The sequence below is a fragment of the Nocardioides panacisoli genome, assembly GCF_019448235.1.
GTDB lineage: Bacteria > Actinomycetota > Actinomycetes > Propionibacteriales > Nocardioidaceae > Nocardioides > Nocardioides panacisoli_A.
In genome coordinates, this window is record NZ_CP080409.1 from 2626339 (window position 1) to 2642860 (window position 16522).

Here is a 16522-nt window from a genome sequence, read left to right on the forward strand (position 1 = left end):
ACTCAGAGGCGGAAGACGCCGAAGTTCATGGCGCCCTCCACCCGCTGGTTGTTGATCACCGACAGGCAGATGCCCAGCACGTCACGCGTGTCACGCGGGTCGATCACGCCGTCGTCGTACACGAGGCCGGAGAGGAAGAACGGCAGCGACTGCTCCTCGATGGTCTGCTCGACCATGTCCTTCACGCCCTGGAACTCCGCGGCGTCGAACGGCTTGCCCTTGGACTCCGCCGACTGGCGCGCCACGATCTCCAGGACGCCGGCCAGCTGCTGCGGCCCCATCACCGCCGACTTGGCCGAGGGCCAGGTGAAGAGGAACCGCGGGTCGTAGGCGCGGCCGTTCATGCCGTAGTTGCCGGCGCCGTAGGAGGCGCCCATGACCACCGTCAGGTGCGGCACGGTGGAGTTGCTGACCGCGTTGATCATCTGCGCGCCGTGCTTGATGATGCCGCCCTGCTCGTACTCCGCGCCGACCATGTAGCCGGTCGTGTTGTGCAGGAACAGCAGCGGCGTGTCCTTCTGGTTGGCCAGCTGGATGAACTGCGCCGCCTTCTGCGCCTCCTCACTCATCAACACGCCGCGGGCGTTGGCGAGGATGCCGATCTCGTGACCGTGCAGCGTCGCCCAGCCGGTGACGAGCGCGGACCCGTAGAGCGGCTTGAACTCGTCGAAGGCGACCGCGTTGCCCCCGCCGGTGGTCGAGCTCGGCGAGACCCCGTCGACGATGCGCAGGATCGCCTCGCGCGGGTCGAAGGGCTCCTTCAGGTCGGTCGGGATGAGGTCCAGCAGGCCGTCGGGGTCCAGGTCCGGGTCGGCGTACGACGCCGCGGGGACGTGGCCCTGCTTGTGCCAGTTGAGGCGGGCCACGACCCGGCGGGCCTGGCGCAGCGCGTCGTACTCGTCGATCGCGAGGAAGTCCGAGGACCCCGAGGTGCGCGAGTGCATCTCCGCGCCGCCGAGCGTCTCGTCATCGCTCTCCTCACCGGTGGCCATCTTGACCAGCGGCGGACCGGCCAGGAAGACCTTGGCCTGCTCCTTGACCATGATCACGTAGTCGCTCATGCCCGGCACGTAGGCACCGCCGGCCGTGGAGTTGCCGAAGACCACCGAGATGGTGGAGCGCTTGGCAGCGCTCGCGCGGGTCAGGTCGCGGAAGCCGCGGCCGCCGGGGATGAAGATCTCGCTCTGCGTGGGCAGGTCGGCGCCACCGGACTCGGTGAGGTTGATCGTGGGGAGGCCGTTCTTCTCCGCGATCTCCGCCGCCCGGAAGGACTTCTTCAGCGACCACGGGTTGAGCGCGCCGCCCTTGACCGTGGGGTCGTTGGCCACGATCAGGCACTCCACGCCCTCGACGACGCCGATGCCGGTGACGAGGCTGGCGCCGACCTTGAAGTCGCTGCCCCAGCCGGCCAGCGGCATCAGCTCCAGGAACGCCGACCCCTCGTCGACGAGCAGCTCGATCCGCTCGCGCGCGGTGAGCTTGCCGCGCTCCTTGTGGCGGGCGACGTACTTCTCGCCGCCGCCCTCGACGGCCTTCGCGCACTCGGCGCGCAGCTCGTCGATCTTGGCCAGCATCGCCTCCCGGCGTGCCTGCTCGGGTGCTTCGGTGGTCATCTCGCAACTCCCGTGTTCGTCGTACGGCGGCGGCTCATGAGGCGTAGCCCAACAGTCGGGCGGCGAGGTCGGTGAGCACCTCGGTCGCTCCCCCGCCGATCGGCAGCAGCCGGGCGTCGCGGTAGTGCCGCTCGACCTCGGTGCCGTGCATGTAGCCGGTGCCGCCGAAGAGCTGCACCGCCTCGTTGCTCACGTCGACGGCGGTGTCGACGGCGGTCTGCTTGGCCAGGCAGGCCTCGGCGATCACCGTCTCCCCGGCGACGTGGCGCCGGGCCACGTCGAGGGTGTAGGTGCGCGCGACCTCCACCTGGCGGTGCATCTCGACGAGCTTGGCCCGCACGACCTGGTTGGCGACCAGCGGCTTGCCGAAGGTCTCCCGGTCGCGGCAGTACTGCGCGGCGAGCTCCAGGCAGCGGGCGGCGTGCCCGTAGCCCATCAACGCCAGAAAGATCCGCTCGACCACGAACTGCTCGGCGATGTAGTAGAAGCCGTGGTTCTCCTCGCCGACCAGGTTGGTCACCGGCACCCGGACGTCGACGTAGGACAGCTCGGCGGTGTCGGAGCAGTGCCAGCCCATCTTGTGCAGGCGCCGGTCGACGGTGAGGCCGGGCGTGTCCTTGTCCACGACGACGAGCGACACACCGCCGTGGCCCTCGCCACCGGTGCGGACCGCGGTGGTCACGAAGTCCGCGCGGACCGCCGAGGTGATGAAGGTCTTGGCGCCGTTGATCACGTAGTGGTCGCCGTCGCGCTCGGCGCGGGTGGTGATGCGGGCGACGTCGGAGCCGCCGCCGGGCTCGGTGATGCCCAGCGACCCGATCAGGTCACCGGCGAGCGTGGGTCGCACGTAGCGGTCGACCAGCTCCGGTGAGCCCTGGGCGATGAGGTGCGGCAACGCGATCCCGTGGGTGAACAGGCTCGCCATCAGGCCCCCGGACGCCCCGGCGGCCAGGAAACCCTCCTGCGCGGCACACACGTCGAGCAGGTCTCCCCCCTCGCCGCCGACCTCCTCCGGATAGCCGACCGCGAGCAGGCCCTGCTTGGCCGCCGCCTGGTGCAGGCTGCGGGGCAGCTCGCCGGCGTCCTCCCACTCCTGCAGGTGCGGGATCACCTCGCGGCGGGTGAACTCCGCCGCCACCTCACGGAGCGCCGCACGCTCCTCGTTCCACTGCATGACGGCTCCTAGACCCTTCTCTCACTGGGTGAGCCCTGCGGTGCCTCACTCCGGCGGGACTCGTCCCTCGCCCCACCTCCGTGGGGGCTCCTCGCGCTCACACCAAGTCTTCCTGGATGCTCACCTTGCGACCCCGGATCCACTCGCCGAGCGCCTTCGCCTGCGGGTCGAACCGGGTCGACGCCGCGACGCCCTCGCCGAGCAGGCCGTGGATCAGCACGTTGACCGCGCCCAGGTTGGGCAGCAGGTAGACGTCGACATCGAGGCCCTTCGCCTCGGGGATGAGCTCGTCGATCTTCTTGTGGCTCATCAGCTTGGTCAGCCAGCGCACACGGTCGTCGTACTTGGGTGACCCGTCGTGCTCGACCCACAGGCCGAGGTTGGCGTTGCCGCCCTTGTCGCCCGACCGCGCGTGCACGAAGGCCCCCAGGGGCATGCGGCGCGTCATCGAGTCCGGCCTGCCGGGGTAGGGCGAGGGGCGGCGGCCGAGGTCCGGGTCGAGCTCCTCGGGCGCGACGTCCTCGACGAACTCGCTCGGGTCGGCGACCACCTCGCGGGTGCCGTCGGCGTGGACCACCGTGTGCTCGACGCGGTCACGATCGACGTACGCCGGCCGGTAGATGCCGTACGGCGACGGCTTGCCCGGGGGTGCGGTCATCGTGAAGCCCGGGTAGGAGGCGAGGGCGAGTTCGACGGCCGGGCCGGTGAAGGCCTTGCTGACGGGCCCCGCCTCCGGATCCATCACGATGCAGCGCAGCAGGACCGAGGCGCCCTCCTCGGTGTCGGCGTCGGCCTCACGCAGCGGCGTCTGGCTCCACGTGACGCTGCTCGCCGTCAGGTGCGGCTCGAGCTGGCTGCGCAGCCAGGCGGCCTTCTCCTCGATGTCGAGGCCGGTGATGACGAACTCCATCTGGTTGCGGAACCCGCCCAGGTGGTTGGTGGCGACCTTGAGCTGCCGCGGGGGTGCGGTGCCGGTGACGTCGTTGATGCCGACGCGGTCCGGACCCTCCTCGCTGAGCCGGATGCTGTCGAGGCGCGCGGTGACGTCGGGGTTGAGGTAGCGCGTGGTCTGGACCTCGTAGAGCAGCTGGGCGGTCACGGTGTCGACGGTGACCGCGCCACCGGTGCCCTCGTGCTTGGTGATGACGCTCGAGCCGTCGGCGGCGATCTCGGCGATCGGGAAGCCGAGAGGCCGGTCCATCGGCGCCCCGTCGCGGATCAGCTGTCGGAAGCCGGAGAAGTTGCCGCCGCACGCCTGGGTGCCGCACTCGATCACGTGGCCCGCGACGACGGCGCCGGCCAGCTGGTCGTAGTCGGTGGGCCGCCACCCGTGGTGGGCCATCGCGGGGCCGAGGACGACGCTGGCGTCGGTGGTGCGGCCGGTGACGACGACGTCGGCGCCCTCCTCCAGGGCGCGGGCGATGCCGAAGGCGCCGAGGTAGGCGTTGGCGGTGAGCGCGCCGTCGTACAGGCCGCTGCCGCGCAGGTCGTCGCCCTCGACGTGGGCCACCGAGACCGACAGGCCCTGGGCGGCGGCGATCTCGCGCACCTTGGCGGCGAGCCCGGCGGGGTTGAGGCCGCCGGCGTTGCTGACGATCGTGACGCCCTTGTCCACCGCGAGCGCGAGGCAGTCCTCGAGCTGGGTGAGGAAGGTCCGGGCGTAGCCCAGCTCGGCGTCCTTCATGGTGTCCTTGCCGAGGATGAGCATGGTCAGCTCGGCGAGGTAGTCGCCGGTGATGACGTCGACGCCGCCGCCCTCGAGGAGCTCGCGCATCGCCGAGAGGCGGTCGCCGTAGAACCCCGAGCAGTTGCCGATCCGGATGGGATCCCTCATGCGTCCTCCCCCTCGGTGGTCGAGCTCATCGAGACCCGGCCGCCTCCGGGCGGTCCGGCGAAGCACTGGGCGATGGCCAGCCACTGCTCGGCGTCGGCGCCGGTGGCGACCAGGTCGGTGTCGTCGCGGTGGACGCGCTGGGTGACCAGGGCGCAGAAGTCGTGGGCCGGGCCGCTCACGCGTTGGCTGGCGTCGTCGGGGCCCCAGGTCCAGGTGTCACCGCCGGGCGCGGTGAGCTCGATGCGGAACTCCTCGGCCGGCGGGTCGAGCTCGTTGGTCACGAACGCGAAGTCGCGGGTCCGGACACCGATGTGGGCCACGTGCTGGATCCGGTCCGTCGGTGCGGGCAGCGCCTCGATGGAGCCCGTGGCGACCAGCGCCTCGTAGACGTCCAGGGCGTGGGCCCAGGTCTCCATGAAGCGGGCGGTGGCCATCGAGGTCGGCGACATCGGCGGCCCGAACCACGGCATCTTGGTGCCGGCGGGCCGGCTGCGCAGGGCCTCGACGAGCCCGGCGTGGGCGGCGTCCCACCGTGCGACCAGGTCGCCCGGGGCAAGCGCGGCGACCTCGTGGGCGCTGGCGTCGACGAAGCCGGTGGGGTCCTCCAACGCCTGGAGCACGACGGCGTCCCAGGCCTCCTTGCCCTCGGGGGTGTCGGCGTGGGCCGCCAGCGTGGCGACCTCGTCGGTCCACAACAGGTGGGCCACCTGGGTGGCGACGGTCCACCCCTCGGCCGGGGTGGCAGTGTCCCAGGCGTCGGCGGCGAGGACCGCTGCGCGCAGCTGGTCGCTCTCGGTGGCGAGGTCGGCGAGCACGCCGTCCAGTACGTCACTCACGGTGTCTCCTCGGTGGTTGAGGTGCGAGCGGCCGAGCCTCGGGACCCGAGGGCGGCGTCGAGGGTGTCGGCCCATTCGTCGAGGATCCGCTGGCGCCGCTTGGCGTCGTCGGAGATGGTGTCGGCGAGTCCGAGGCCACGGACGAGGTCGAGCGTGGCCTGCACCAGCTCGCGTACGCCGGGCACGGACTCGTCCGCACCCAGCAGGTCCACCGTCAGGCGGTGGGTCTCGCGGCCGACGCGCTGCTCCAGCGGGCCGACGGCAGCGAGCAGGTCGGGGTCGGTGCGGGCGGCGACCCACAGCTCGAGGGCGGCGGTGAAGACCGGGGAGGCGAAGTGGTCGCCGAGCATCCCGACGACGGCGCGGGTGCGGTGCTCGCCGCGGGGCAGGTCGGCGGCGGCCCCGGCGAGGTCGGCGCCGCGCTTCTCGGTGAGGTGCTCGACCGCGGCGACGACCAGGTCGTTCTTGGTCGGGAAGTGGTGGAGCTGCGCCCCGCGGCTGACGCCGGCGCGCTCGGAGACCTGGGTGGTCGTCGTACCGGCGAAGCCCTTCTCGACCAGCAGGTCCACGGTGGCCTCCATCAGGCGCAGCCGCATCGCACGCGTCCGCTCCTCCTGGGGCACCCGGGTCGTGGTCACGCGCACAGTCTGGCGAGAGACAAACAAACAGTCAAGCCTGTCGGTATGTTGATTGCTCACTTCTTTCCGTCGAGTCGTGGCTTGTTTCGGTCGAGTGGGCAGTTGTTGGCGCCGGCCCGGACCACGAGCGTCGACAACTGCTGACTCGACCGGAACAAGTGCAGACTCAACGTGATGGGAGACTCGGCGCCATGACGCAGACGATCCTGATCACGGGGGCATCGAGCGGACTCGGCGCGGAGATGGCCCGCCAGTTCGCGGCGAAGGGGTACGACGTGGGGCTGTGCGCCCGACGTACGGACCGGCTCGAGGAGCTCCGCAGCGAGATCCTCGCCGCCCACCCCGGGCGCCGGGTCGCCGTCCGCGCGCTCGACGTCAACGACCACGACGCCGTCTTCACCGTCTTCGGCGAGCTGCGCGAGGAGCTCGGCCACCTCGACCGCGTCGTGGTCAACGCCGGCCTGGGCAAGGGCGGCAAGCTCGGCACCGGGAAATTCGCGGCGAACCTCGAGACCGCGCAGACCAACTTCATCGGCGCCCTGGCGCAGACCGAGGCCGCGATGGAGATCTTCCGCGACCAGCAGGCCGGCCACCTGGTGATGGTCTCCTCGATGGGTGCGATGCGCGGCATGCCCGGCTCGATCACCACCTACGCCGCCACCAAGGCCGGCGTCGCGCACCTCGCCGAGGGCGTGCGCACCGAGCTCTACGGCACCCCGCTGCAGAAGAAGGTCGCCGTCACCGTCCTCTACCCCGGCTACATCCGCTCGGAGATGAACGACAAGGTCGAGCAGGCGACCCCGCTGATGGCCTCCACGGAGAAGGGCGTGGCGGCGATGGTCGCCGCGGTCGAGAAGGAGGTCGCCGACGCCTGCGTGCCGCCGCTGCCGTGGTCGGTGCTCGCGCCGGTGATGAAGCACGCCCCGCTGCCGGTCTTCAAGCGCCTCATCTGACTCGGTGTGTGACATGAAGCCAAGCACCGGACCCACGATCACGGACCACACCGAAAGGTCCATGGCCACCCCGACCACGGACGTCCCGTGAGCAGTGCCGCTGATTGGGCAGCCGATCTCGAGCAGGACGAGCCGGTGAGCCTGCGAGAGGTCGAGGACCGCGTCCTGGCGCGTTCCGGCCACGAGCCACGGCGTCGATCGGGCCCCGGGTCGCGTGCACGGGAACTGGTGACCGCCGTCCTCTGTCTGGGCGGACTGTTCGGTGCCGTCGGCGGCGTCGCCGTGTTCTTCGACCGATCCGGTGCGCTCTACCTCGACTACGACTTCTCAACCGACACCTCGTTCTGGACCAGTGCCGCGTGCTTCACCTTCACCGCCGCCCTCTTGGTCGCCGTGCTGGCCGAGCGGAGCGGAGGCCGAGACCGGTTCACCTACGGCCTCGGCGGCAGCCTGCTCGCCTGTGGCGCAGCAGGAGTGTGGCTCGGACGAAATCAGGCCGACGATGCCACGGTCAACGCCGTCCTGCTGTTGACGCCCGCCACGGCAACGATCCTGCTCGCCGTCGCCGTCCTGGCGCGGAACGCGATTTCGCGGCCCTGGACCGATGAGGACGCGGAAGAGTGGCAGGCCGGACTGGTGCTGCGCAACGCGCGCGAGCAAGCGTCCACCGGCGACCTCGACGACCTGCCGCGGGCGTCGGTCGAGGCGCTGCTGGCCGATCGCCGCCTGGCGCTGGAGACATTGGCCGGCCGCGGACTGTTGCCGGTCGATGACGTCGACGCCGTCGCAGCAAGACCCCTGGGACGCCTCGCTGACGACTCGAGCGGATGATCCACGCATCGCAACTGCGGTGGACGGGTGCGGTCGCCCGCCCCGGGACACCATTCCTTCTCGGACACACGGCGAGGGAGCCGGCGACCTGGGGAGTCAGCGGTAGGTGAGCACGTCCGGGGTGAGGTGGGCGTGCTCGTTGAAGGTGAGCAGGCGGGTGCCGGTGGCGCCGACGATGACGCGGGTGACCGAGGAGTTCACCACGACGGTGTTGAACCGCTGCCACAGCCGGGCGTGCACCGGCGGCTCCGCCGCGGGGTCGGCCAGGTCGGCGGCGGCCACCGCGATCGGTCCGCCGGAGCTGACCACGACCGTGGTGCCCGACGCGCCGGCCGCTGACTCGAGCCCGCGCCTGACCCGGGCGCAGAAGCCGGCGTAGGTCTCGGCGTACCCCTCGCCCTCGCCGGCGGTCCACCGGGCGGTCGCACGCTCGAAGACCTGCTGGAACTCCCGCCGCGACAGTTCCCCGCCGGGGTGGTCCGGGTCGGCCGCCACGACACTGAGGTGGTCGAACTCGTCCCAGTCGGCCGCGACCTCGGTGGGTACGCCGCCCCATCCGGCGCCCTCGGCCATCGCCTCGGCGGTCTCGCGATGGCGGCGCATGTCGCCGCGGACGACGCGGGCCGGCGTCACGCCCTGCGCGGCCAGCCAGGCCCCCAGCAGTCGTCCCTGCTGCCAGCCGACGTCGGAGAGCACGTCGTAGTCGTCGGCACCGAAGGATGCCTGGCCGTGACGGACGAGGAGGACGAGACCCACGGCGGCACCCTACGCAGCACCCCGGACGCACGCGGACCCGGTACGACGCGCGTCGTACCGGGTCCGTCGTGGTCTCGACAGGCTCGACCAACGAGGGCGAGCTCGCGCCGAGCTGGATCAGGCGGGGAAGCCCTCGCCCTTCGCCGCGAGGTCACGCAGGTACTGCGTCGGCTGGAACCGGTCGCCGTACTTCGCGGCCAGCTCCTCGGCACGCTGGATGAACGCACCGAGACCGATCTCGCCGGTCTCGGGGTGCTCGAAGCCCTGCATGTACTGGGCCGCACCGCCGGTGTTGGGCGGGAAGCCGATGCCCATGATCGAGCCGATGTTGGCCGCGGCCGCGGACTCGATCACGCCCTCCTCGAAGCACTTCGCGGTCTCCAGCGCCTCCGCGACCATCATCCGGTCGCGGATGTCCTGGATCGGCGGCTGCTCGTCGGCGACCGGGAAGTGCTCGGCCAGGCCGTCCCACAGCGAGCCGCGCTTGCCGTCGGCGTACTCGTAGAAGCCCGCGCCGCGCAGGCGGCCCGGACGCTCCAGTTCCAGCATCTTCTCGACCACCGTGGTGCCCGGGTGGGGCTCGTACGGCGTGCCGTCGCGCTCGGCGGCGTCCGCGGTGGCCTTGGCGATCTTGCCCATCAGCTCCATGTTGAGCTCGTCGGTCAGCTGCAGCACCGGGGCCGGGTAGCCGGCCGAGGTGGTGCCGCGCTCGATGCTCCACGGGGCGACGCCCTCGCCGAGCATGGCCAGGCCCTCGTTGACCATCAGGCCGATGACGCGCGAGGTGTAAAAGCCGCGGCTGTCGTTGACCACGATCGGGGTCTTCTTGATCTGCTGGACCACGTCGTAGGCCTTGGCCAGCGCCACGTCGGAGGTCTGCGCACCCTTGATGATCTCGACCAGCGGCATCTTGTCCACCGGCGAGAAGAAGTGCAGCCCGATGAAGTCGGCCGGCCGGTCGGCACCCTCGGCGAGCTCGGTGATCGGCAGCGTCGAGGTGTTCGAGCACAGCAGTGCGTCGTCCTTGACGTGCGGCAGGATCTCGGCGAAGACCTTGTGCTTCAGCGCCGGGTCCTCGAAGACCGCCTCGATGACCAGGTCGCAGCCGGCGAGGTCCTCGGGGGCCGCGGTCGGGGTGATCCGGTCGAGCAGCTCGGCGGACTTCTCCTCGGTGAGCTTGCCCTTGGCGATCGCCTTCTCGTTGATCGTCTGGCTGTAGGCCTTGCCCTTGTCCGCGTTGCCCTGCTCGACGTCCTTGAGCACGACGTCCATGCCGGCACGGGCGCACACGTAGGCGATGCCCGCGCCCATCATGCCGGCGCCGAGGACGCCGACCTTGGCAGCCTTGTAGGGCTCGATGCCGTCGGGGCGCAGCGCACCGGCGTTGATGGCCTGCAGGTCGAAGAAGAACGCCTGGATCATGTTCTTCGAGTCCTGGTTGACGACCAGGTTGGTCAGGTAGCGCGACTCGATCCGCGAGGCCGTGTCGAAGTCGACCTGCGCGCCCTCGACCGCCGCGGACAGGATCGCCTCCTGGGCGGGGAAGTCAGCGCCCTTGAGCTGCGTGCGCAGCATCGCGGGGAACGCCGGCAGGAACGCGGCCAGCTTCGGCGAGGCCGGCGTACCGCCCGGCATCTTGTAGCCCGGCTCGTCCCACGGGTTGTGGCTCGCCTCGGGGTTGGCCTTGATCCACGCCTTGGCGGCGGGGACCAGCTCGTCCCTGGAGTCCACCAGGTCCTCGACCAGGCCGGCCGCCTGCGCCTTCTCCGGGGTGAACTGGGTGCCCTGGAGCAGCACCGTCATCAGCGCGTCCTGGAGGCCGAACTTGCGTACGGCGCGGGTGACGCCGCCGCCACCGGGCAGCAGGCCCAGGGTCGCCTCGGGGAGACCGATCTTGACGCTGCGGTCGTTGAGGGCGATGCGGTGGTTGGTGGCCATGCAGATCTCGTACCCGCCACCGAGCGCGGCGCCGTTGATGGCGGCCACGACCGGCTTGGGGAAGAGCTCCAGGCGGCGCAGCGGGGCCTTCACGCCCTCGGCCATGGCGAACACCGACGCGGCGTCGTCCTTGGTCGCCTTGACCATGCCGTTGAGGTTGCCGCCGGCGAAGAAGGTCTTCTTGGCGCTGGCGATGACGACGCCGGTCACGTCGTCCTGCTCGTCGTAGAGCCGGTCGATGGCGGCCTTCATCGAGTCGATGTAGAGCTCGTTCATCGTGTTGGCGCTGGCGGTCGGGTCGTCCATCGTCAGGGTGACGATGCCGTCGGCGTCCCGCTCGTAGCGCACAGCGGTCTGGGTGTCAGTGGTCATGTGGTCCTTGTTCCTTGGATCAGTCTCGAGAGCGGGATCGATCAGACGAGCTCGACGACGGTGGCGATGCCCATGCCGCCGCCGACGCAGAGCGTGGCCAGGCCGCGGCGCAGCTCGCGGCGCTCCAGCTCGTCGATCAGCGTGCCGAGGATCATCGCGCCGGTCGCACCGAGCGGGTGACCCATCGCGATCGCGCCACCGTTGACGTTGGTGACCTCGTGGCTGACGCCCATGTCGCGCATGAAGCGCATCGCGACGGCCGCGAAGGCCTCGTTGATCTCGAACAGGTCGATGTCGTCCACGGTCAGGCCGGCCTTGGCCAGCGCCTTGCGGGACGCCGGGGCGGGACCGGTGAGCATGATCGTCGGGTCCGCACCGGAGACCGCGGTCGCGAGGACGCGGGCGCGCGGGGTGAGGCCGAGGTCCTTGCCGACCTGCTCGGAGCCGATCAGCGTCAGCGCGGCGCCGTCGACGATGCCCGAGGAGTTGCCGGCGTGGTGGACGTGGTCGATCTTCTCCACCCAGTGGTACTTCTCCAGCGCCACGTTGTCGAAGCCGGCGTCCTGCCCGATCTGCGCGAAGCTCGGCTTGAGGCCGGCCAGGCCCTCCACGGAGGTGTCGGGGCGGATGGTCTCGTCGGTCTCGAGGATCGGCAGGCCGTTGATGTCGGTGACCGGCACGATCGCGCCCGAGAAGTAGCCGTTGGCCCAGGCCTTGGCGGCCCGGTGGTGGGACTCGGCGGCGAAGCCGTCGACGTCCTCACGGTTCCAGCCCTCCAGGGTGGCGATGAGGTCGGCGCCGATGCCCTGCGGGACGAAGCCGGTCTCCAGGGCGGTGGCCGGGTCGGTCGCCCAGGCGCCGCCGTCGGAGCCCATCGGCACGCGGCTCATCGACTCCACGCCACCGGCGATGATGAGGTCCTCGAAGCCACCGCGCACGCGGGAGGCGGCCTGGTTGACGGCCTCCAGGCCGGAGGCGCAGAAGCGGTTGAGCTGCACGCCCGCGACGGTGTCGGGGTAGCCGGCGGCCAGCGCCGCGGTCTTGGCGATGTCGCCACCCTGGTCGCCCAGCGGCGAGACGACGCCCATGACGACGTCGTCGACCCGCTCGGTGTCCAGGCCGGGGTTGCGCTCCTTGATCGCGTCCAGGAGCGTGACGGCCAGGTCGACCGGCTTCACCTCGTGCAGCGAACCGTTGGCCTTGCCCTTGCCGCGCGGGGTGCGCAGGTGGTCGTAAACGAATGCTTCTGCCATGACCGTCCTTCGGGGGTGCGGTGGTCTGGGGCGCGGCGCGTCGGCGCCGCGCGTGGTGTCTCCACCACTGATTGTGACACTATTACTGTCATGGTCAAGAGCGAGGGTCCAGATCCGTGGACCGAGACGAGTGACGTCGGTCACGAGGGAGACGGCGACCTCATCACCCTCGACGACCTCACCCAACGCGTCGGCATGAGCGTGCGGACCATCCGCTTCTACACCACCAAGGGCCTCGTGCCGCCGCCGATCCGCCGCGGCCGCTCCGGCTTCTACACCACCGACCACGTCGCCCGCCTCGAACTGGTGCAGGAGCTGCAGAGCCACGGCTTCACCCTCGCGGCCATCGAGAAGTACGTCGCCGGCATCCCCATCGACGCCAGCACCGAGGACATCGCGCTGCGGCGCAGCATGCTCGCGCCCTGGCAGGCCGACCGGCCGGCGTACCTCACCTATGAGGAGCTGTGCCGCCGCGCCGACCGTGAGCTCGACGACGACGAGCTGCACACGCTGCACGCCCTCGGCGTGCTGACCCGGGAAGCTGACGGGCGGTACGCCGTCGCGGCCAGCCAGCTGTCGGTGGCCCTGCGGCTGCTCGACATCGGATTCCCCGCCGACGCGGCCGAGGCCGCCGCCAAGGTCTATCGCGAGCACGGTCGCCAGATCGCCGAGGAGCTGCAGGAGCTCTTCCGGACCATGGTGTGGCCCAAGTACAAGCAGGCCGGCACCCCGCCGGAGGTCCTGCGGGTCATGGTCGAGCAGATCAAGCCGCTCTCCGTGGCCAGTCTCGTGTCGGCGTACGAAGCGGCGATGGACGAGACCCGCCGCCGCGAGGTCTCCCGCCGCACCGGCGACTGACGGCGTACGCCGCCGCCGGACCGCTACCGTGCGGCCATGGCCGTCGACCCCACCGCTGCCGACCTGCAACGACTGCTCGCCGAGGACCCCGGTGGTCCCGTGGTGATGCTCAACCTGCTGCGCTTCAAGCCCGACGGACGCGCGTCGTACGACGCCTATGCCGAGGCCGCCGGCCGCTTCGTGCGTGAGTACGGCGGCACCGTCCTCCACTCCGGCGACGGCGACACCCCCCTCGTCGCCGAGGACGGCCAGGCCTGGGACGCCGTCCTCGTCGTCCACTACCCCAGCCGGCAGGCCTTCGCCGACATGGTCCGCGACCCCGACTACCGCGCCATCACCCACCTGCGCACCGAGGCGCTCGCGGAGGCCGTGCTGCAGCCGACGACGCCGTGGGGCGGGTGACCTCGAGAATCCCCGGTTAACCGGGGATTCTGGTACTTCCATGGGATTGCAACCCCATGGAAGTCAGGGGATCCCCGGTCAACCGGGGATCCCGTTCAGCGGCGACCGGCGCTGAACGCGGCCGCGCTGTGGCCGCCGGAGCCGCCCGAGCCGCCGCGGCGACGACGGTTGCGACCGCCACCGGAGCCGGGGCGGGAGCCGCCCTTGGCCTGGCCGTCACGGTTGCCCTGGCTCGAGCCGGGGCCGTTGCCCTTGGCCTTGCCGCCGTTGCCCGAACGGTTGCGGGAGCCACCGCGGCGGTTGCTGCCGCCGCGCCGGCGGCCACCGCCGGAGCCTCCTCGCTTGCTGGCGTTGCCATTCCCGCCGCCACCGTTGCCGCCGCCGTTGCTGCCGGGCGTGGTGATGGTCAGGCCGCCGGGCAGTGACCGCTCGCCGGGGGCGAGGTCCTGCAGAACCGGGTGGTCCGTGCCGCCGACGCGGGTCGTCGTCGGGGAGATGCCCGCGGCGCGGGTCAGCGCCTTGACGTCCTTGCGCTGGTCGGCGGTCATCAGCGTGACGACGGTGCCGGCCGCGCCAGCTCGCGCCGTACGGCCGGAGCGGTGCAGGTAGGCCTTGTGCTCGGCCGGCGGGTCGGCGTGCACGACCAGCGCCACCTCGTCGACGTGGATGCCGCGCGCGGCGATGTCGGTGGCGACCAGGGTGGTGGCGCGCCCGCTGTGGAAGGCGTCCATGTTGCGGGTGCGGGCGTTCTGGCTGAGGTTGCCGTGCAGGTCGACGCTGGGTACGCCGTTGCGGTTGAGCTGGCGCGCGAGTGCCTTCGCGCCGTGCTTGGTGCGGGTGAAGACGACCGTGCGTCCCGGTGCGCTGGCCAGGTCGACCAGCACCGCCAGCCGCAGGTCGCGCTCGATCTGCAGCACGTGGTGGTCCATCTGGGTCACCGGCGACTGCGCGGAGTCGGCCTCGTGGACGGCGGGGCGGTCGAGGTAGCGGCGTACGAGCACGTCGATCGCGTTGTCCAGGGTCGCCGAGAACAGCATCCGCTGGCCGCCCTTCGGGGTCTGGTCCAGCAGACGGCGCACCGAGGGGAGGAAGCCGAGGTCGGCCATGTGGTCGGCCTCGTCCAGTACGGTGACCTCGACGTCAGCGAGGCTGCAGTGCCCCTGGCCGATGAGGTCCTCCAGCCGACCGGGGCAGGCGATGAGTACGTCGACGCCCTTGCGCAGCGCGGTGACCTGGGGGTTCTGGCCGACGCCGCCGAAGACGGTCGCGGTGCGCAGTCCGGCGGCCTGCGCCAGCGGCGCCACGGTCGCGTTGATCTGGGTGGCGAGCTCGCGCGTCGGCGCGAGGACGAGGGCGCGGGGGCGGCGCGCAGCCGGACGAGTGCCGGAGGCTTGCAGCCGCGCGACGAGTGGCAGCCCGAAGGCGTAGGTCTTGCCCGAGCCGGTGCGGCCGCGGCCGAGCACGTCGCGGCCGGCGAGCGAGTCGGGCAGCGTCGCGGCCTGGATCGGGGTGGGGACGGTGATCTGGTCGGCGTCGAGGACGGCGAGCAGGTCGGTGGGCACGCCGAGGTCGGCGAAGGTGGTGGTCACAGGTGGTCTCTCTCGGCCCGCGCACGCGGGCCTGGTCGGCGTCTCGCCGTGCTGTCCCGTCGGCGACGGGAAGTGGAAGCAGGCCTCGGTGACTCCGCAACGAGGGGCGCGGCGTACGCCGCGTGGCCCGGGGCAAGACCGGCCGGACCGTTGATGTTCAGTCTAGTGGCGGCGTACGACGTCCGCCGCATCGGCGGGGGTGTGATGCGCGTCGGGGCCGGGGGTTGTCCGGTGTTCACCTACGTTGTCGGGCATTGCAGTGCCCGACAAGGTGGGCGATCCCCGGTCGGCCGGGGATCGCTCCCCCCGTCAGTCGGCCTGCACCGCCGCGCCCCGCTCGATGAGGCCGTCGACGTCGGCGATGCCCCAGGCGGTGAGGGCCTCGCGGGTGTGGGCACCGGCGCCGGGGGCGGGCGGCATGCCGAGGGTGGCGCGGGTGCGGGAGAAGCGGGGGGCGGGCTGCGGCTGGACGATGCCCTCGTGCTCGACGAAGGTCTCGCGGGCCTTGAGGTGGGGGTGGTCGGGGGCCTCGGTCATCCGCAGGATGGGGGCGACGCAGGCGTCGGTGGCGTCGAAGACCTCGCACCACTCGTCCCGGGTGCGGGCCCTGAAGGCGTCGGTGATCTGTGCGCGCAGCTCGTCGGCCCTGCTCGGGTCGAAGCGGTCCGGCGCGGTGTCCTTGATGCCGAGCAGGGTGAGGAACTCCTCGTAGAACTGCGGCTCGAGCGGGCCGACCGACATGTGCTCGCCGTCGGCGGTCTCGTAGACGTCGTAGTAGGGCGCCCCGCCGTCGAGCATGTTGCTGGCGCGCTCCTCGACGAAGCCGCCGCCGGCGAGGAAGGCCGACGTCATCACGTTGAGGTGGGCGGTGCCGTCGACGATGGCGGCGTCGACGACCTGGCCCTCGCCGGAGCGCTGCGCCTCCAGGAGCGCGGAGAGGATGCCGATGACCAGGTAGGTCGACCCGCCGCCGAAGTCACCGACGAGGTTGGCCGGGAACTGCGGCTTCTCCTTGACCTGCCCGAGCCCGTGCAGCGTGCCCGTGATGGCGATGTAGTTCATGTCGTGGCCGGCGGCCTGCGCCCACGGGCCGTCCTGGCCCCACCCGGTCATGCGGCCGTAGACCAGCTTGGGGTTGCGGGCCTTGCAGTCCTCGGGGCCGAACCCGAGCCGCTCGGCGACGCCGGGGCGCATGCCCTCGACGAGTACGTTGGCGCCCTCGACCAGGTCGAGCACGGTCGCGACGGCCTCGGGGTCCTTGAGGTTGAGCGCCACGCTCGGACGTCCGCGGTTGAGCAGGTCGTGCGACCCGCCGGTGAGCATCTGGCCGCCGGGCCGCTCGATGCGGACCACGTCCGCGCCCAGGTCGGCGAGGATCGTGCAGGCGTGCGGCGACGGGCCGATGCCCGCGATCTCGACGACCTTGATGCCGGCCAGCGGACCGGTGCCGTGTCCGAGTGCGTACGTCATGGCGC

The 16522-nt window shown here is 71.4% G+C and carries 14 protein-coding genes; 4 read left to right on the forward strand and 10 right to left on the reverse strand.

What is annotated here, in order from left to right:
* Positions 1–2 precede the first annotated feature (2 nt).
* From KUV85_RS12685 to KUV85_RS12705, 5 genes are all read right to left on the reverse strand, one after another.
* Complete coding sequence (locus tag KUV85_RS12685) at positions 3–1613, reverse strand: acyl-CoA carboxylase subunit beta (RefSeq protein WP_219960262.1); 1611 nt, start codon at positions 1611–1613, stop codon at positions 3–5.
* Positions 1614–1647: 34 nt separating this feature from the next.
* Positions 1648–2787 (reverse strand): acyl-CoA dehydrogenase family protein, encoded by a 1140-nt coding sequence (locus tag KUV85_RS12690; protein ID WP_219960263.1) that lies wholly within the window; start codon positions 2785–2787, stop codon positions 1648–1650.
* 97 nt (positions 2788–2884) lie between these two features.
* Entirely contained in the window at positions 2885–4621 is a 1737-nt protein-coding gene (locus KUV85_RS12695; RefSeq protein WP_219960264.1) for an acyclic terpene utilization AtuA family protein, read from the reverse strand.
* Positions 4618–5457, reverse strand: coding sequence for a TIGR03084 family metal-binding protein (locus KUV85_RS12700; protein ID WP_219960265.1), 840 nt, complete (start codon positions 5455–5457; stop codon positions 4618–4620). Before KUV85_RS12700 ends, KUV85_RS12695 begins: the two co-directional genes overlap by 4 nt.
* Positions 5454–6095, reverse strand: coding sequence for a TetR/AcrR family transcriptional regulator (locus tag KUV85_RS12705; RefSeq protein ID WP_219960266.1), 642 nt, complete (start codon positions 6093–6095; stop codon positions 5454–5456). Before KUV85_RS12705 ends, KUV85_RS12700 begins: the two co-directional genes overlap by 4 nt.
* Before the next feature lie 191 nt (positions 6096–6286).
* Here KUV85_RS12705 and KUV85_RS12710 point away from each other — a divergent pair, with 191 nt between their 5' ends.
* A complete protein-coding gene (locus KUV85_RS12710; RefSeq protein WP_219960267.1) occupies positions 6287–7048 on the forward strand; it encodes an SDR family oxidoreductase in 762 nt (253 codons plus the stop codon).
* 228 nt (positions 7049–7276) lie between these two features.
* Positions 7277–7879 carry a hypothetical protein gene (locus KUV85_RS12715; RefSeq protein ID WP_219960268.1) on the forward strand — a complete coding sequence of 201 codons (603 nt, stop codon included), beginning with the start codon at positions 7277–7279 and terminating at the stop codon, positions 7877–7879.
* A gap of 96 nt (positions 7880–7975) precedes the next feature.
* Here KUV85_RS12715 and KUV85_RS12720 read toward each other — a convergent pair whose 3' ends face one another.
* The 3 genes from KUV85_RS12720 to KUV85_RS12730 all read right to left on the reverse strand — a co-directional run bounded on the left by KUV85_RS12720 (position 7976) and on the right by KUV85_RS12730 (position 12198).
* Positions 7976–8635 (reverse strand): histidine phosphatase family protein, encoded by a 660-nt coding sequence (locus tag KUV85_RS12720; protein WP_219960269.1) that lies wholly within the window; start codon positions 8633–8635, stop codon positions 7976–7978.
* 117 nt (positions 8636–8752) lie between these two features.
* Positions 8753–10945, reverse strand: coding sequence for a 3-hydroxyacyl-CoA dehydrogenase NAD-binding domain-containing protein (locus tag KUV85_RS12725; protein ID WP_219960270.1), 2193 nt, complete (start codon positions 10943–10945; stop codon positions 8753–8755).
* Between the two features lie 41 nt (positions 10946–10986).
* The gene (locus tag KUV85_RS12730) at positions 10987–12198 is read right to left on the reverse strand and encodes an acetyl-CoA C-acetyltransferase (RefSeq protein ID WP_219960271.1); all 1212 of its coding nucleotides are present in this window, start codon (positions 12196–12198) and stop codon (positions 10987–10989) included.
* A gap of 90 nt (positions 12199–12288) precedes the next feature.
* Here KUV85_RS12730 and KUV85_RS12735 point away from each other — a divergent pair, with 90 nt between their 5' ends.
* Complete coding sequence (locus KUV85_RS12735) at positions 12289–13056, forward strand: MerR family transcriptional regulator (RefSeq protein ID WP_219960272.1); 768 nt, start codon at positions 12289–12291, stop codon at positions 13054–13056.
* Positions 13057–13092: 36 nt separating this feature from the next.
* Entirely contained in the window at positions 13093–13458 is a 366-nt protein-coding gene (locus KUV85_RS12740) for a DUF1330 domain-containing protein (protein ID WP_219960273.1), read from the forward strand.
* 95 nt (positions 13459–13553) lie between these two features.
* Here the strand turns inward: KUV85_RS12740 and KUV85_RS12745 are convergent, their stop codons facing one another.
* Together KUV85_RS12745 and KUV85_RS12750 are read right to left on the reverse strand one after the other, a co-directional pair.
* Positions 13554–15047, reverse strand: coding sequence for a DEAD/DEAH box helicase (locus KUV85_RS12745; RefSeq protein ID WP_219960274.1), 1494 nt, complete (start codon positions 15045–15047; stop codon positions 13554–13556).
* 309 nt (positions 15048–15356) lie between these two features.
* Positions 15357–16517, reverse strand: coding sequence for a CaiB/BaiF CoA transferase family protein (locus KUV85_RS12750; RefSeq protein ID WP_219960275.1), 1161 nt, complete (start codon positions 16515–16517; stop codon positions 15357–15359).
* Positions 16518–16522: the final 5 nt, after the last annotated feature.

Excerpts from the sequence above, each read along its gene's own strand:
- KUV85_RS12685 (WP_219960262.1), bottom strand. The coding sequence starts at position 1,613 with ATGACCACCGAAGCACCCGAGCAGGCACGCCGGGAGGCGATGCTGGCC.
- KUV85_RS12690 (WP_219960263.1), bottom strand. The coding sequence starts at position 2,787 with ATGCAGTGGAACGAGGAGCGTGCGGCGCTCCGTGAGGTGGCGGCGGAG.
- KUV85_RS12695 (WP_219960264.1), bottom strand. The coding sequence starts at position 4,621 with ATGAGGGATCCCATCCGGATCGGCAACTGCTCGGGGTTCTACGGCGAC.
- KUV85_RS12710 (WP_219960267.1), top strand. The coding sequence starts at position 6,287 with ATGACGCAGACGATCCTGATCACGGGGGCATCGAGCGGACTCGGCGCG.
- KUV85_RS12725 (WP_219960270.1), bottom strand. The coding sequence starts at position 10,945 with ATGACCACTGACACCCAGACCGCTGTGCGCTACGAGCGGGACGCCGAC.
- KUV85_RS12730 (WP_219960271.1), bottom strand. The coding sequence starts at position 12,198 with ATGGCAGAAGCATTCGTTTACGACCACCTGCGCACCCCGCGCGGCAAG.
- KUV85_RS12735 (WP_219960272.1), top strand. The coding sequence starts at position 12,289 with ATGGTCAAGAGCGAGGGTCCAGATCCGTGGACCGAGACGAGTGACGTC.
- KUV85_RS12740 (WP_219960273.1), top strand. The coding sequence starts at position 13,093 with ATGGCCGTCGACCCCACCGCTGCCGACCTGCAACGACTGCTCGCCGAG.
- KUV85_RS12750 (WP_219960275.1), bottom strand. The coding sequence starts at position 16,517 with ATGACGTACGCACTCGGACACGGCACCGGTCCGCTGGCCGGCATCAAG.